Here is a 14,409-nt window from a genome sequence, read left to right as displayed (position 1 = left end):
CGGACGCCGGGGTCCAGTTCTGTGGCTGCAAGCGGGGCGCATGGGGCTCGCACTGGATCCCGGCGTCCGCCGGGATGAACGGGAAAATGGTGGGGAACCCCTCATCCGTCGGCCTTCGGCCGCCACCTTCTCCCGCAAGGGGAGAAGGAAGGCGGTTTGTGCTGGTCATGATCGGGTATTTTAATACCGTTTAAGATAAGTTGTTTTAAATCAATATGTTGACTTAAAATTAGGTCGCGAACCGGTGTTGACCTGCTGTGGATGACCCTCTATCAGCACGCCTTCCGCTCATTCCTGCTTTGGAATGGGCCGCACCGTTCGTCTTTCAGGACCCTCATTATGCTGAAGAGCACTACGGCTTCGATGAAGCCGGCAGAGGTCGAAAAGAAGTGGATCCACATCGACGCCGAAGGCGTCGTGGTGGGCCGCCTCGCGACCTTCATCGCCAACCGTCTGCGCGGCAAGCACCTGCCGACCTACACCCCGCACGTTGACATGGGCGACTATGTCGTCGTCACCAACGTCGACAAGGTGGTGTTCACCGGCAAGAAGTCGACCGACAAGGTCTACTATCGCCACACCGGCCACCCGGGCGGCATCAAGCAAACGACCCCGGAAAAGGTCCTGAACGGCCGCTTCCCCGAGCGCGTGCTCGAGAAAGCCGTTGAGCGCATGCTGCCGAAGGAAAGCCCGCTGGCTCGCAAGCAGATGACGCACCTGCGTCTGTTCTCCGGCGCCGCCCACGAGCATGAAGCCCAACAGCCGCAGACCATCGACTTCAAGTCGGCCTCGGCCAAGAACACCCGGAGCGCCTGAGCATGACCGACGTGACTGCTGAAGCCACCGGCTTCGACGCCCTGAAGAGCCTGGGCACTGTCGAAAACGACACGCCCGTCTACACGCAAAAGCTGGACGCCCAAGGCCGCGCCTACTCGACCGGCAAGCGCAAGAACGCGATCGCTCGCGTCTGGATCAAGCCAGGCACCGGCAAGATCACCATCAACGGCAAGGACCAGGAAGTTTACTTCGCTCGTCCCGTGCTGCGCATGATGATCGCCCAACCGCTGACCGTTTCGGACCGCGCCACGCAATACGACGTGATCTGCACCGTCGAAGGTTCGGGTCTGTCGGGTCAAGCCGGCGCCATCCGCCACGGCCTGTCGCACGCCCTGACGCACTTCGAACCGGAACTGCGCAAGGTCCTGAAGCCGCACGGCTTCCTGACCCGCGACAGCCGCGTCGTCGAGCGTAAGAAGTACGGCCGCGCCAAGGCACGCCGCAGCTTCCAGTTCTCGAAGCGCTAATCGCTTTCAGGCGATTTGGATTTGGGGCGCTTCGGGGAAACCCGGAGCGCCCTTTTTCTTTGGAGCGGTTGATGCAGACGTCTTGGTTGCGAAGGATGATCGCGAAGGTCTTTCCGGAGGCGAGGCGCCGTACACCCGGGGAAGTGGTCGCCTACTTGTCGAACTTCATTGAAGGTGAGGGGCGTCCGAATGATTGGGACGATTTCACCTCTGTCGATATATCGGATCCAGAACTGGATGCGATCCGTGCTGCAGCGGCGAACATCTATCTGCCGGTGAATGTCGATGGCGACCGACGGCTGCGCACGCTTTTGGAAGAGGCGCGAAGAGTCGAGCAGGAGAGACGCCGTTGATGTTGGGCCGACGATTTGGGGCAGCGTCTCAAATCCGCTGAATTCTCGGGGTCAGTGCGACCCCTCATCCGACCCGCTGCGCGGGCCACCTTCTCCCACAAGGGGAGAAGGATCAGGAGTGTGACATGACCCACACCATCTTCATCGACGGCGAGGCCGGGACCACGGGGCTGGAGATCCGCGAGCGTCTGGAGGCGCGCACGGATCTGGAGCTGATCCTGCTGGGCGACCGTCGGCGCGACGTCGCGGCGCGGCGCGAGGCGCTGAACAGCGCCGATGCGGTGATCCTGTGCCTGCCTGATGATGCAGCGAAAGAAGCCGTGGCTATGATCGAGAACCCGAGCGTGCGGGTCATCGACGCCTCGACGGCCTACCGGGTCGATCCGGCCTGGACCTATGGCTTCGCCGAGATGGATGCGGGTCAGCGCGCGGCCATCGCCGCCTCGACGCGGGTGTCGAACCCCGGCTGCTATCCAACCGGCTTCATCGGCCTGATGCGGCCGCTGGTGCGGGCGGGGCTGGTCCCAGCCAGCCAGCCGGTCACGGTCAATGCGGTGTCGGGCTATTCCGGGGGCGGCAAGGCCATGATCGCCGAGTTTGAGGCGGCGGGGGCCTCGACCGCCTTCCGCGCCTATGGCCTGAGCCAGAAGCACAAGCATGTGCCGGAGATGACCCAGCATACGGGGCTGACGCTGCCCGTCCTGTTCGCGCCCGCCGTCGGGAACTATCGCCAGGGGATGCTGGTCGAGGTGCCGCTGCACCTGTCGGCCCTGCCGGAAACGCCCTCGGTCGAGCGGCTGCACGGCGCCCTGGTCGAGGCCTATGACGGGCAACGCTTTGTCGAGGTCGCCGATCTGGACGAGACCGAGGCCATGACGGGCATCGAGCCGGAGGCCCTGAACGGCACCAACCGGATGCGGCTGCACGTCTTCGGCGATCGCGGCGGGGAACAGGCGCGTCTGGTCGCCCTGCTCGACAATCTGGGCAAGGGCGCCTCGGGCGCGGCGGTTCAGAACCTGAACATCATGCTGGGTCTGGACGAGACGACGGGTCTGATCTGAACCCCCGAGCTGAAACCAAAGGCGTCCGGCCGTCGTATAGAGGGCATGGACGCTTTTCTCGAACGACGGGCGTTGGTTCTGGGCGGGGCCGCCCTGGCCCTGTCGGGCTGCACGCCCAAGGCGGCGGACGCCTCGGCGGATTCATGGGCGAACTCGCCCTTCCGCCAGATCAGCGATGCGGACTGGAAGCGGCGTCTCGGCGACGCCTCATGGAGCGTGCTGCGCCATGAGGGGACCGAGCAGCCGTTCAGCAGCCCTCTGAACGACGAGCATCGGCGCGGCGTCTTCGTCTGCAAGGGCTGCGCCCTGCCGCTGTTCCAGTCGGCGTGGAAGTTCGACAGCGGCACCGGCTGGCCCAGCTTCTTCCGCGTGACCGAGGCCAATATTGGCTCGAAGACCGATCGGCTGATCGGCATCGCCCGCACTGAATACCACTGCGCCCGCTGTCTGGGGCATCAGGGGCATCTGTTCATGGACGGGCCGCCGCCGACCGGGCGGCGCTATTGCAACAACGGCGTGGCCCTGACGTTTCAGCCCGCCTGACGGGCCTTGAGCGCGGACTGCACCGTCACCCCGAACCAGACGGCGCCGATGATGACCAGCAGACCGTAGTCGTGGCCGGGGAAGAAGACCGGCACGGCGGCGGCGAAGATCAGCACCAGCGGGAACAGGCTGGCCCAGACGGCGGTGGATGCGGCCTCGGGGTGGATCATCGGCGGGCGCTGCGTTCCCATGCGCTTGGCCAGGACGCCGTTGAGCGCAACGAACAGGATGCTGCAGATGACGGCCAGCAGGACATACTTCAGCGTGTTGCCCGGCTCGCCGAACAGGCTGGCGGTGGCGACCAGCAGAGCGAGGGGAATGGCGGTGGCGAGGGCCAGCAGCAGATTGGGTTCGATACGCTTCAAGACTTCACTTTCACATAGGCGCCGGGCGCGGGCTCGATGGGTTTGAGCGGGCCGGTTTTCGGATCACGCGCCGGGATCTGGTCGCCCGACTGGGGGTGCAGCCAGGCGGCCCAGTGATTCCACCAACTGCCCGGATGCTGTTCCGCGCCCGCTTGCCATTCCGCGAGCGTCTCGGGAAGGGCGGGGTTGGTCCAGTGCTGGTATTTGTTGGCCGACGGCGGGTTGATGACCCCGGCGATATGGCCCGATCCGGCCAGGGTATAGGTCACGGGTCCGCCGAACAGCCGCGCCGAGCGATAGACCGAGTTCATCGGGGCGATGTGGTCCTCGCGGCTGGCCTGGAAATAGAGGGGAACCTTGACCGTCGACAGGTCGATCCGCTGACCGCCGATCTCGAACTCGCCCCTGGCCAGAGCGTTCTGGCCGTACATGCGGCGCAGGTAGTCGAGGTGCAGGCGTTTCGGCATCCGCGTCTGGTCGGCGTTCCAGAACAGCAGGTCGAAGGCCGCCGGCGCCTTGCCCATCAGATAGTTGGACACGAAGAAGGACCAGATCAGGTCGTTGGCGCGCAGGGCGTTGAAGGTGTCGGCCATGGCGGCGCCCGGCAGGAAGCCGCCGGCGGCGTCCATCTGTTGCTCGATCCCGGCCAGCCAGTGCTCGTCGGTGAACAGCAGCAGGTCGCCCGCCTCGGCGAAGTCGTGCTGGGCGGCGAAGAAGGTGGCCGAGGCGATGCGGTCGTCCTGGTTCGCCGCCATATGCGCCAGGGCCGCGCCCAGAAGGGTGCCGCCGATGCAGTAGCCGACAGCGTTCAGCTGCTTCTGGCCGGTCTGTTCCAGCGTCTTTTCGACGGCGCGGTAGATGCCTTTTTGCAGATAGTCGTCGAAGCCGAACTCGGCCTTGTCCTTGTCCGGATTGACCCAGGAGCAGACGAAGACGGTGAAGCCCTGGGCCGACAGCCAGCGGATCAGCGAGTTCGCCGGCTGCAGGTCCATGATGTAGAACTTGTTGATCCACGGCGGGAAGATCAGCAGCGGCACGGCGGCTTGCGTCTCGGTCGCGGCGTCGTACTGGATCAGTTCGAACAACTCGTCGCGCCAGACGACCTGACCGGGGGCGGTGGCGACGTTCTCGCCGACCGTGAATTGGCCGTAGTCGGCCTGACTGATCTTCAGCTTGCCGGCCCCGCGCTCAAGGTCGGCGGCGAAATTCTGCATCCCCTTGACCAGGGACTCGCCGCCCGTCTCGGCCAGGGCCTTCAGCGCCGCCGGGTTGGAAGCGAGGAAGTTGGACGGCGAGAAGGCGTCGGTCAGCAGCCTGGTGAAGAACTCGGCCCGGCGCTTCACGCGCGGATCGACGTCCTCGACGCTGGAGACCAGGCCGTTCATCCATTCGGACGTGACCAGATAGGATTGGCGCATGACGTCGAAGACCGGGTTCTCGCTCCAGGCAGGATCCCTGAACCGCTTGTCGGTCGAGGGGGCGGGGGCGACGTCCTCGCCCATGGCGCGACGCGAGGTGGCGGACCACAGGTCCATATAGCGGCTGAACAGGTCGGCCTGGGCTTGGAACAATTTTTCGGGGCGAGCGGCCAGACTGGTCATGACCGAGGTCATGGCCGGGGCGATGTTGAACGGATCGGGCGACAGGGCGGCGGGGCGGTCGGCCTGACTGAGGGCCGCCTCGGCGATGGCCGATTGGGCCGTCATGGCCGCCTTGGCCAGGTTCAGCGACAGGGTTTCCAGCAGGTGGCGCTGATCGGCCCCGAAGGCGAAGGGATCGGCGGCCTCGGGCTGAGGCGGCGGAGGCGGGGCCGCCTTGGGCTGGGCGGGGGCTTCGGCGGACGAATCGGGCGCCGCCTTCTTCGGCCGGGGCTTGGCCGAGGTCGGACGACCCGATTTGCGCGGGGCGGCGGCGGCCGCCAGCGGGGCGGGGGGAGCCTTGGTCGGGCGCTTGGCCATGGGCGAACCTCCGGAACCGGCGCGCGTCGGGCCGCGAGCCTTCCTCCGGGACCGATGATGGCATATGACCGGGCCTGAGATGAACGTGTTCCTGTCGAAAAAGACGATCCTGCCGGCGATGACCGGTCTGCTGCTGGCCACGGGCGGCTGCGTCGGCGCGTTTAACCCGCAGACGGACATGACCTCGCCGGTCGCGCCGCGCGTGCAGGAACTGGTGGACAGTCATCGACAGTATCCGCGCTGGGCCGATTTCCCGGCGACGTCGACGGACCTGCCGCAGCCGGCGCAGGTGGCCGCGAAGGTCAATGCACTGAACACCGCGGGCGGCGCCCTGACGAACCAGGTCGCGCATATCGACTGGACCCTGACCGGCGATCCGGCGGCCTTCGTCGAGTCGGTGAACCGCCGCTTTGATCCCGCGCGGATGGCCCCGATCGGCCCGCAGACGCCGGAAGCGGTCGAGGCTCTGGCCGAACGCCTGCGTCGTCGCGCCGCCCCGCCGCCGCGGATCGACCGCCCGCGCCCCTGAGGCCCGTCCTATCGTCTGATCGACAGAATCCCGCGATGATGACCGGGCTCAAAAGGATTGTTCATGGCTGACGGTGGCGACACTCCCGCCTTCCTCGACGTTTCGCGCTCCCTGTCGGGCCGCGCCTGGCGACAGCGCCCGGCCGATGCCGGGGTCATTCGCGCCCATATGCAGGCGCTGGATCTGGACGAGCCGATGGCCCGGGCCCTGGCGGCGCGCGGCGTGGCGGCGGATCAGGGCGAGAACTTCCTGAGGCCTACGCTGCGGGCGCTGTTCCCCGATCCGTCCAGCTTCATGGACATGGACACGGCGGCGACCGCCGTCATCGACGCCCTGCAGGCCGGAAACAGCATCCACGTCTTCGCCGACTATGACGTGGACGGGGCGTCCAGCGCGGCCCTGCTGGTGCGCTGGTTCCGGACGCTGGGCGCGGAACTGCCCATCTATGTCCCTGACCGCCTGACCGAGGGCTACGGCCCCAGCGCGCGGGCGTTCGACACGCTGAAGGCGCGCGGCGCGGACCTGGTCATCACCGTGGACTGCGGGGCGGCGGCCAACGAGGCCGTGGCCCATGCGGCGGCCATAGGGCTGAAGGTCGTGGTCATCGACCACCATATGATGCGCGAGGAGCCGCCGGCCTGTCTGGCCGTGGTCAATCCGAACCGGCCGGGCTGCAACTCGGGGCAGGGCAATTTGGCCGCGGCGGGGGTGGTCTTCGTCCTGCTGGCCGCGCTGAACCGCGAGGCGCGGGCGCGGGGTCTGTTCGAGGGAAGGACCGAGCCGGACATCCGTCAGTGGCTGGATCTGGCGGCCATGGGCGCCATCTGCGACGTGACGGGGCTGACGGGCTTCAACCGGGCGCTGACCAGTCTGGGCCTCAAAGTCATGTCGGACTGGAAGAATCCCGGCTTGAAAGCCTTGCTGGCCGCTGCCGGGGCCGAGCCGGGGCCGGCCAAGTCCAATCATGCGGGCTTTATCCTGGGGCCGCGCATCAATGCGGGCGGGCGGATCGGCAAGTCGGACCTGGGGGCGCGCCTGCTGTCCACCGACGATCCCGATGAGGCGAGGGCGCTGGCGCAGGAACTGGACGCCCTGAACATCGCCCGCCGCGAGGTCGAGGCCCAGGTGACGGAACAGGCTGTGCGCCGGGTCGAGGCGACGGGCGCGCACAATGACGAGTCCGCCCTGGTCGTGATCTCGGGCGAGGATTGGCATCCGGGCGTGGTCGGCATCGTCGCCGGGCGTCTGCGCGAGCGCTGGCGCAAGCCGGTCGTGGTGATCGGCGTCGACGCCATCAACGGCCTGGGCAAGGGTTCCGGCCGGTCGCAGCCGGGCATGAACCTGGGCCGGGCGGTTCAGGCGGCGTGGAATGAAGGCGTGCTGATCGCCGGGGGCGGCCACGCCATGGCGGCGGGCCTGACGGTCGCGGCCGACCGGATCGACGAACTGCGCGCCTTCCTCAACGACCGTCTGTCGGGCGAGCGCGCCGAGGCCGTGGCCCAGGACTGGGTCGAGGTGGACGCCCTGATCGACCCGCGCGCGGCGACGCGCGACCTGTTCGAGGCCTTTGAGCAGATGGCGCCCTTTGGTCCCGCCAACCCCGAGCCCCTGTTCGCGCTGGAGGGGGTGCAGGCGCGCGAGCCTGCGGCCATGAACGGCGGCCATGTGCGGTGTCGTCTGGTGGGGGCCGACGGGGCCTCGGTGCGAGCCATCGCCTGGCGCTGCGCCGATCTGCCGTCGGGCAGGGCGCTGCTGGCGGGGCAGGGCGGGCTGAACCTGGTCGGGCGGTTGAAGGCCGACGACTGGAACGGCCGTCGTGGCGTGCAATTCGAGATCGAGGATGTGGCCGACCCGCGCATGGCTTAAGCGGCGCCGCCGAGCGCAGGTCTTTGAAAAAGTCGCACAAACGGAGCCGCAGGCGCTTGCAAGCGTCGGAATCGACGGCTATTACCCCGGTCCTCCGCGCAGCGGTCCCTTCGTCTATCGGTTAGGACGTCAGGTTTTCAACCTGAAAAGAGGGGTTCGACTCCCCTAGGGACTGCCACGCGGAGCTTTCCTTCCCCTGACATCGTTATCGGTTTCGCCCTTGATCGGGCTCCTGCTTTCGTGCGCGCGACCCCGATGTGATGTCTTTGTTCGGAAAGTTGGAAAACAGGCTTGCGTCGTCCGATAGGGGCGGCTATCAGGCCGCTCCTCCGCGCAGCGGTCCCTTCGTCTATCGGTTAGGACGTCAGGTTTTCAACCTGAAAAGAGGGGTTCGACTCCCCTAGGGACTGCCACGCGGAGCCTTCCCCAACATCGCTGAACTCGTCGCGCGGCCTCGCTTGTCGCTGCCGCCATACGGCTGCGACCGAGTTATGGTTACGCTTGGCTTTAAAACCGTCATTTTTGATTTTCCGCGGTTCAAAGAACCGTGTTAATCGTAATCCGCCTGAGTTGTTTTCAGGCGGGGGTTTGGCAAGTGACGGAATTCGAAGGGACTGAAGCGTCGGAGATCGTTCGTATCGCCGGCACGGTCAAATGGTTTGATCCGGGCAAGGGGTACGGTTTCATCGTGCCCGACCAGCCGGATCTGACGGATCTCAAGGACGTGCTGCTGCACGTCAGCAGTCTGCGCGACGGCGGTCATGAGACCGTGTCCGAAGGCGCGCCTGTGACCTGTGATTGCGCGCGCCGGGCCAAGGGCTGGCAGGTGGTTCGCATCGTGGATCTGGGCGAGGGCCTGACGTCGCCGGTTCGCCGGGAAACTGCGCGTCCGGCCGCGTCGGCGCGAGCGAATTTCGAGCTTCCTCCTGGCGCTCCGCTGGAGACGGCGGTCGTCAAATGGTTCAATCGGACCAAGGGCTACGGATTCGTGGTGCGCGACGGTCAGGCTGGCGATATCTTCGTCCACGTTGAAACGCTGCGGCGCTGCGGGCTGGATGACCTGGTCCCCGGCGACGCCGTGCAGGTGCGGTTCGCCGAAGGGCCCAAGGGCCTGGTGGTGGCCGATATCAGACCGGGCGAATAGGATTCGCCCTTCGAGGGGCCGAACCATGAATTTCAGTCGTCGTATCTTGCTGGCGGTCGCGCTTTCCGCGGCGAGCCTGTCTTCGGCCTGCGCCCAGAACGGGCCGGTCGACGCGGCTGGACGCGCGCTGGAGCCGCTGAGCATCGTCACCGCCTCCGGCGAGCACAAGTTCCTGGTCGAGATCGCTGACGACGAGGCGGAGCGCCAGCGCGGCCTGATGTACCGTCCGCCGCTGGAAGACGATCGGGGGATGCTGTTCCAGTTCCCGGTAGCCGCCGAACAGAACTTCTGGATGAAGAACACGCCCAGCTCGCTGGACATCATCTATATCGATCCTCAGGGGCGCATCGTGTCGATCGCCGCCCACGCCACGCCCTATTCGGAAACGCCGTTGCCGTCGAACGGCGCCGCCAACGGCGTGCTGGAGCTGCGCGCCGGCCGCGCCGCGGAGATCGGCGCCAAGCCGGGCGACCGGGTTCGACACCCCTTCTTTCGTCCCTGATGTGGATTAAGGGCGCAAGCGCGTTGCGGCGCGGCGCCCGCCGTGCCATGAGGGCGCTCCATCGGTTCGGGGTGTAGCGCAGCCTGGTAGCGCATCTGGTTTGGGACCAGAGGGTCGGAGGTTCGAATCCTCTCGCCCCGACCATGGATTAAGCCCGTTTGGGCTGGACGAGTTTTACACTCGTCCGAGAGGCAAAACGCTGCCTTTCGATCGGTACCCTCGCTGGACATTGATCCTAGGTCCCCAAGAGCGGACCCGCGAATGTCCGCAAAGGGTGGGAAGCGGACCTTATCGCCAGCGCGCTGCTTACCTTCGAGCGAGGCTAAAGGTGAAGGAAATGACGGTCTGGGCGCCGTTCTCGTGAAACGCGATATCGCTCCCCACCACCTGACGCCGACTGCCACAACGGAGCAGTCCCCAACTAGCGGTCGCTGGCTTGCCAATGGCCGAAGGCCAGCGTGCATACGGAAGGTCCTGAGGCGGAGTGAGCGCATCGCAGGGCCGCAGCAAAGCGGCTTCGACAGCCGACCTGACCTCTGGGTCCTTAAATAGCCTGCTGCCTACTGTGAGCCGTATGCAAAGGTCGAGTTCGCGGCAGTCGGGACTGTCGCCAGGACCGAGCAGTGCACAACCGTGCTGCAGCGACAAGAAGTGCTGGAGCGTGTCCTCCGCGCATAGCCCGGATTGGCCCAACGTATAGGCCTTATCCCCAAAGACCTCGTAGAAGCCTTCGCCCAGCTTGCTGCGGATGACTGCTTCCGTCGCCGCAGCCCGGAAGGCGTCGCCATAAGGTGCCGGATCGTAACCGATCAGGGGCGGCCCCTTCGGAAATGGGGCGCATCCGGCGAGAGCCAGGAGGCCTAGGACGAGCAGGGTTCTGAGGCGCATGGATGCACCCTGACGGGGCTGCCGGAAAAGCTCAACAGTTCGCGCCCACAACAGACGGCCTGAATGTCTCAGATGGGTCGAGAGCGGAATTTGGACGTAGCGCGCGCTACTATGCTTCTCCAAGACGTCCTGGCCGGGTTTGGACGCGCGCCTGCGTGCGTCGCAGCCAAAGCTCCGCCGCGATCAGGTTGGGGACCCAGGCCAGGAAGGAGATGGCGCGGTACCAAGGCAAGAACGGCAGATCCAGGACCATGACCAGCGGCAGGTAGAGCCGCAGGGTGACGGCGGCCAGCGTGAGCGCCCAGGAGCGGATCATCCAGCGGCGGTGCTCGGCGAAGCGGCCCTGCACGGCCGCGCGCCATCCCAGGAGGGTCCCGGCGACCCAGATGACAGCCAGGCTGCCGAAGCCCGCCGAGGCGATCGGGCCGGCGGAGGAGCCCGGCGCCAGGATGAGGCCCGCCGCGCCGCCGACCAGGCATCCCGCGACATAGACCCGTCCAGTCCAGCGGTGCGGCGGGCCAAAGCCTCGACCCTGGCCCCGGCGCAAGGCGGGCAGGAACTGCAGCGAGCCCAGCAGCAGTGCGGTGATTGAGCCGGCGATATGGATGAAGAGCCACGGAACCCCGAGCGGGTTGCCCAGCGCCTGGGCCGGCGTCTGTGGCGGATGCAGCAGGTAGCGCGCGGAATAACCGGCGATCCCCAGGCAGAGAAGGGCGAGGAGCATCCAGGCGATGCGGGCGCGCCAGGACGGGGTTCTGGTCGGGGGCGTGGCGATGGTGGTGGTCAAGCGGAGGTCCTCGTTGGCGGTTTCGCTGAACGCCATTGCCGACCGGGCGGCCGCTCGCTAGGCCTCGCTGCGCGAACGGCGCCAAGGTTACGCGAACGGGACGGCATGAACGGTGGGGCGAGAGGGGCGGGGGATATGGCGCGGCGGTGGGCCATAGACCTGGCCATGCTGATCGCGATCGGCCTGCTGATGGGGTTCCTGGGCCCGTTCGCCTCGGAGCACGCGCCCATCGTGGGACGCTATGTCTACTGGATGATCTGCATGGTCGGCGGGGGACTGATCGGAATTTGGGTGGACGGACTGCTGAGCCGGCGCATGGCTGTGATCTGGCGACGGGTGGCGGTGGTCTCAGTGCTCATGACGCCGCCGGTGTCGCTGCTGGTGATGACCACTGACCACCTTCTCATGGGCGGGCCGTTCGGCTGGCCAGGCTACCTGCGGCTGCTCTGGCAGGTGTGGCCTATTTCTCTGGCGGTGATGGTGGTCCGGGCCTTGGTCTGGCGGCGCTCGCCCGCGCAAGTCGAAACGCGAACCGTCATCGCCGCGCCGCTGCCCGAGGCCGAGGCGGCTTTCCGGCGTCGGCTTTCGGCGAAACGTCGCGGAGCGCGGCTGATCGCGATCGAGGCGCACGACCACTACCTGAAGGTCCATACCGACGCCGGCGCGGAGCTGATCACCCTGCGTTTCGGCGACGCCCTGGATGAACTGGCGCGGGCCCACGGCTGGCGGGTCCACCGCTCATGGTGGGTGGCGGCCGACACGGTGGAGGACGTGCGTTGGCGGCGCGGCGCGGGCGAGATGCGCCTCGTCGGCGGCCTCACGGCGCCGGTGAGCAGGACCTATGGTCCAGTGCTGAAAGAGGCCGGTTGGTTCTAGAGGTCTGTCTTGGCGATTCTCGATCCCAACACCTTGCGAAGGGATTGTTCGATCAGGCCGCCGCAATAGACCTCGCCGTACTCGTGCCCCGCGCGTTCGGCCAGTTGGGCGAGCGGGGGCAAGGTCGAGACGCGACGCGTCAAGCCCGCCGTCATGGGCGCGGCGTCCTCAAGGATCGCTCCTATCTGCGGAAACCGCTCGGACAGCGTCGCCCACAGGGTGGCGGTGACCACATCAGCGACACCGGGAGCGTCGCCGCCGAGCAGGAAGCCGGAACGGGCGTTCAGGCCATGTCGCCGTCCCAGGTCGTCCCACAGCGCCATCCACTTTCTCAGCCGGGGGACGAAGGCGGCCCATCGCTTATCGGTCCACATCTGGCGGCCCCCATCCAGAGTGAGTTCGTCGATGACGTCGTTCGCGTCGTTGACCACCTTGATCGTCAGCGCGCGCAAGGCCGGGGCCGTTGGTAGAAGCGCGAGCGTTTCTCCGAGGTAGAAGATGATCGCCGGCATCTGGGAGATAGCGACCCCCGCGGTCTCGTCGACCAATACCGGCGGACCCATGAACGGAACCGGCATGTCTTCTGGCGGGCCTTCCATCAGGGCGGCGATCGCGTCGTCGCCGGCTTCTGACCAGCGCTTTCCTGCGAAGGCCAGGACGGCGCGCACGAACTGGCCGCGAAAGGGCGCGGACCAATAATAGAGGGTGTAGCCGGGCATCCTGACCTCGCTGGCGTCGCGCCTCGCTCAACGCGGGCAGGGAGCGGTCTGTTCGCGCCGATCCAGCGCGCCTCGATCACCGGGCGGTTCGCCGGTCAAAGGCCGAAGGGATAGATGTCCGGCGCGCCTTCCGGCGGCGCCCCGGCCAGCGGCGTCACGGCTTCCGTCTCTTCGAACCAGACATAGGCGTCGAACTGGGCCGAAAGCCGGGCGTCGAAATAGTGGCTGCTGCGCTCCGTGTCGGGTCGGTAGATGACGCCGATGGCGCGTTCGAGCCGGGTTCCGCCCAAGGCCTCGGCCAGGCCAGGATCGGCGCGCCAATCGGTCAGCGACCGGCCCATGCCGGCCTGCTGGAAGACATGCTCCCAACTATCGCGGCGCGCCGGGATAATCTGTTTGAACTCCTGGGGGCCGCCCCAGTCGTCCGCCGCCGCCACCTGTCCCCGGTCGGTCCCGAAGCCGATGGACACGCAGTCCCGGTCGAAGGCTTCGCGGCACAACTGGCCGAGATTGTATTCGCCGGCCTCGCCCATGGCCGTGGCGGAGGCGTCGCCCAGGTGCGAATTATGCGCCCAGACGATGATCTTGGCTCCCGGACCGCGCGCCTGCAGCAGATGGCCGAGCGTCTCGAACATATGGCTGTCGCGCAGGTTCCAGCTCTCGACCGAGCCGCGATACATGGCGCGGTAATAGGCCTCGGCCGCCCGCACCACGCGCGCGTTCTGAGCCGCATCGAGATAGTCCTCGCCGTCCTGGCGGCTGTAGTCGAGCCGATGACGCAGCAGGCTGACCAGTTGGGCGACGACCGCGTCCTCGCAGTCGACCGTCCCCAAGCGCGCCGCCGCGCCGTAACGCTGAGGCTGGTCCAGATAGGGGCTGAGGCAGCCGTAGCGCAGGCGCGCCTCGCCCGCCGCCTGGGGATCGACCCGGTCCAGATAGTCCAGAACCTCGCGGCGCGACTGCGACAGGCTGTAGACGTCCAGGCCGCGCAGTTCGGCGCGGTCCGCCATGGGCCGCTCCAGGTTCCAGGCGCGCAGGGCGTGCACGAAGGCGACGAATTCGACGTTGCGCCACATCCAGCGGGGGAAATTGGGAAAACTGTCCCTTTGGCCCCAGACTCCGCGGTTGCGGATGAAACGGTCCAACTCGGCCACGTCGGGCCAGTCGCCTTCGACCGCCACGATGCGGAAGCCGTGCCGGTCGATCAGCCGTCGCGTGATCGCCGCCCGCGCCTTGTAGAACTCCCGCGTGCCGTGGGTCGCTTCGCCCAGCAGGACCACCCGCGCATTTCCGAAGCGATCGAAGGCGGCGGCGAAATCCTCTTCGGCGACGGGCGGTAGCGGCAGGGAAGACCTGCGCACGAGCGCGGCGAGCTCCTCGATCTGGAGTGAAGAGGGGGCGGTCATCTGCGCATCTGAGCCGCTTTCCGCCGCCTCGCCTTGACGCCCGTCAATGTCGAGGAGAGGCGTCGAACTAGACTTGCGCTCACCCGTCGTCGGTTCTGACGGTGGTTC

General features: G+C 66.8%; 15 protein-coding genes and 3 tRNA genes. 13 read left to right on the top strand and 5 right to left on the bottom strand.

Translation table 11 applies throughout. From position 1 onward, the window contains the following. Positions 1-339 precede the first annotated feature (339 nt). The 5 genes from rplM to msrB all read left to right on the top strand — a co-directional run bounded on the left by rplM (position 340) and on the right by msrB (position 3,261). Positions 340-816, top strand: a complete 477-nt coding sequence (gene rplM, locus AB4Y68_RS02610; protein WP_441453791.1) for a 50S ribosomal protein L13 — start codon at positions 340-342, stop codon at positions 814-816. Between the two features lie 2 nt (positions 817-818). Continuing rightward, entirely contained in the window at positions 819-1,304 is a 486-nt protein-coding gene (rpsI, locus tag AB4Y68_RS02605) for a 30S ribosomal protein S9 (RefSeq protein WP_441453790.1), read from the top strand. Between the two features lie 95 nt (positions 1,305-1,399). Continuing rightward, a complete protein-coding gene (locus tag AB4Y68_RS02600; protein WP_441453788.1) occupies positions 1,400-1,657 on the top strand; it encodes a hypothetical protein in 258 nt (85 codons plus the stop codon). A 125-nt stretch (positions 1,658-1,782) separates the two neighbouring features. Continuing rightward, positions 1,783-2,718, top strand: a complete 936-nt coding sequence (gene argC / locus AB4Y68_RS02595) for an N-acetyl-gamma-glutamyl-phosphate reductase (protein ID WP_441453787.1) — start codon at positions 1,783-1,785, stop codon at positions 2,716-2,718. Positions 2,719-2,763: 45 nt separating this feature from the next. Beyond that, positions 2,764-3,261, top strand: coding sequence for a peptide-methionine (R)-S-oxide reductase MsrB (gene msrB, locus AB4Y68_RS02590; RefSeq protein ID WP_441453786.1), 498 nt, complete (start codon positions 2,764-2,766; stop codon positions 3,259-3,261). Here msrB and AB4Y68_RS02585 read toward each other — a convergent pair. Both AB4Y68_RS02585 and phaC read right to left on the bottom strand, forming a co-directional pair. Next, positions 3,249-3,626: a hypothetical protein gene (locus AB4Y68_RS02585; protein WP_441453784.1), complete on the bottom strand. Its 378-nt coding sequence runs from the start codon at positions 3,624-3,626 to the stop codon at positions 3,249-3,251. The two genes, msrB and AB4Y68_RS02585, sit on opposite strands and share 13 nt — an antisense overlap. Further along, the gene (phaC, locus tag AB4Y68_RS02580; RefSeq protein ID WP_441453782.1) at positions 3,623-5,584 is read right to left on the bottom strand and encodes a class I poly(R)-hydroxyalkanoic acid synthase; all 1,962 of its coding nucleotides are present in this window, start codon (positions 5,582-5,584) and stop codon (positions 3,623-3,625) included. The genes AB4Y68_RS02585 and phaC overlap by 4 nt, the downstream gene beginning before the upstream one ends. Before the next feature lie 64 nt (positions 5,585-5,648). Between phaC and AB4Y68_RS02575 the strand changes: the two genes are divergently transcribed. From AB4Y68_RS02575 to AB4Y68_RS02545, 7 genes are all read left to right on the top strand, one after another. Further along, positions 5,649-6,113 (top strand): hypothetical protein, encoded by a 465-nt coding sequence (locus tag AB4Y68_RS02575; protein WP_441453780.1) that lies wholly within the window; start codon positions 5,649-5,651, stop codon positions 6,111-6,113. 63 nt (positions 6,114-6,176) lie between these two features. Then, positions 6,177-7,979 (top strand): single-stranded-DNA-specific exonuclease RecJ, encoded by a 1,803-nt coding sequence (gene recJ / locus AB4Y68_RS02570; protein WP_441453778.1) that lies wholly within the window; start codon positions 6,177-6,179, stop codon positions 7,977-7,979. Between the two features lie 103 nt (positions 7,980-8,082). Next, positions 8,083-8,157: transfer RNA gene (locus tag AB4Y68_RS02565), tRNA-Glu, on the top strand. A 160-nt stretch (positions 8,158-8,317) separates the two neighbouring features. Further along, positions 8,318-8,392: transfer RNA gene (locus tag AB4Y68_RS02560), tRNA-Glu, on the top strand. Between the two features lie 182 nt (positions 8,393-8,574). Then, the gene (locus AB4Y68_RS02555; protein ID WP_441453777.1) at positions 8,575-9,123 is read left to right on the top strand and encodes a cold-shock protein; all 549 of its coding nucleotides are present in this window, start codon (positions 8,575-8,577) and stop codon (positions 9,121-9,123) included. Positions 9,124-9,148: 25 nt separating this feature from the next. After that, on the top strand, positions 9,149-9,625 hold the full coding sequence (locus tag AB4Y68_RS02550; RefSeq protein WP_441453775.1) for a DUF192 domain-containing protein: 477 nt from the start codon (positions 9,149-9,151) through the stop codon (positions 9,623-9,625). A 67-nt stretch (positions 9,626-9,692) separates the two neighbouring features. Then, positions 9,693-9,769 (top strand) — tRNA-Pro (locus AB4Y68_RS02545). A gap of 853 nt (positions 9,770-10,622) precedes the next feature. Here AB4Y68_RS02545 and AB4Y68_RS02540 read toward each other — a convergent pair. Then, entirely contained in the window at positions 10,623-11,300 is a 678-nt protein-coding gene (locus AB4Y68_RS02540; protein WP_441453773.1) for a DUF2306 domain-containing protein, read from the bottom strand. 165 nt (positions 11,301-11,465) lie between these two features. Here AB4Y68_RS02540 and AB4Y68_RS02535 point away from each other — a divergent pair, with 165 nt between their 5' ends. Beyond that, a complete protein-coding gene (locus AB4Y68_RS02535; RefSeq protein ID WP_441453771.1) occupies positions 11,466-12,176 on the top strand; it encodes a LytTR family DNA-binding domain-containing protein in 711 nt (236 codons plus the stop codon). Here the strand turns inward: AB4Y68_RS02535 and AB4Y68_RS02530 are convergent. Together AB4Y68_RS02530 and AB4Y68_RS02525 are read right to left on the bottom strand one after the other, a co-directional pair. Then, complete coding sequence (locus AB4Y68_RS02530; RefSeq protein ID WP_441453769.1) at positions 12,173-12,895, bottom strand: glutathione S-transferase; 723 nt, start codon at positions 12,893-12,895, stop codon at positions 12,173-12,175. The two genes, AB4Y68_RS02535 and AB4Y68_RS02530, sit on opposite strands and share 4 nt — an antisense overlap. Positions 12,896-12,990: 95 nt before the next feature. Next, positions 12,991-14,301 (bottom strand): erythromycin esterase family protein, encoded by a 1,311-nt coding sequence (locus tag AB4Y68_RS02525; RefSeq protein WP_441453767.1) that lies wholly within the window; start codon positions 14,299-14,301, stop codon positions 12,991-12,993. Between the last annotated feature and the right edge of the window lie 108 nt (positions 14,302-14,409).

Source organism: Brevundimonas sp. 2YAF1, from assembly GCF_052114745.1.
GTDB lineage: Bacteria > Pseudomonadota > Alphaproteobacteria > Caulobacterales > Caulobacteraceae > Brevundimonas.
The sequence above is the reverse complement of the archived record's forward strand: the minus strand, read 5'-3'. Positions and strand labels throughout refer to the sequence as shown.

Bases quoted from the DNA above. Each gene is read 5' to 3' on its own strand.
- rplM (WP_441453791.1), top strand. From the start codon at position 340: ATGCTGAAGAGCACTACGGCTTCGATGAAGCCGGCAGAGGTCGAAAAG.
- rpsI (WP_441453790.1), top strand. From the start codon at position 819: ATGACCGACGTGACTGCTGAAGCCACCGGCTTCGACGCCCTGAAGAGC.
- AB4Y68_RS02600 (WP_441453788.1), top strand. From the start codon at position 1,400: ATGATCGCGAAGGTCTTTCCGGAGGCGAGGCGCCGTACACCCGGGGAA.
- argC (WP_441453787.1), top strand. From the start codon at position 1,783: ATGACCCACACCATCTTCATCGACGGCGAGGCCGGGACCACGGGGCTG.
- msrB (WP_441453786.1), top strand. From the start codon at position 2,764: ATGGACGCTTTTCTCGAACGACGGGCGTTGGTTCTGGGCGGGGCCGCC.
- phaC (WP_441453782.1), bottom strand. From the start codon at position 5,584: ATGGCCAAGCGCCCGACCAAGGCTCCCCCCGCCCCGCTGGCGGCCGCC.
- AB4Y68_RS02575 (WP_441453780.1), top strand. From the start codon at position 5,649: ATGACCGGGCCTGAGATGAACGTGTTCCTGTCGAAAAAGACGATCCTG.
- recJ (WP_441453778.1), top strand. From the start codon at position 6,177: ATGGCTGACGGTGGCGACACTCCCGCCTTCCTCGACGTTTCGCGCTCC.
- AB4Y68_RS02550 (WP_441453775.1), top strand. From the start codon at position 9,149: ATGAATTTCAGTCGTCGTATCTTGCTGGCGGTCGCGCTTTCCGCGGCG.
- AB4Y68_RS02535 (WP_441453771.1), top strand. From the start codon at position 11,466: ATGCTGATCGCGATCGGCCTGCTGATGGGGTTCCTGGGCCCGTTCGCC.
- AB4Y68_RS02530 (WP_441453769.1), bottom strand. From the start codon at position 12,895: ATGCCCGGCTACACCCTCTATTATTGGTCCGCGCCCTTTCGCGGCCAG.
- AB4Y68_RS02525 (WP_441453767.1), bottom strand. From the start codon at position 14,301: ATGACCGCCCCCTCTTCACTCCAGATCGAGGAGCTCGCCGCGCTCGTG.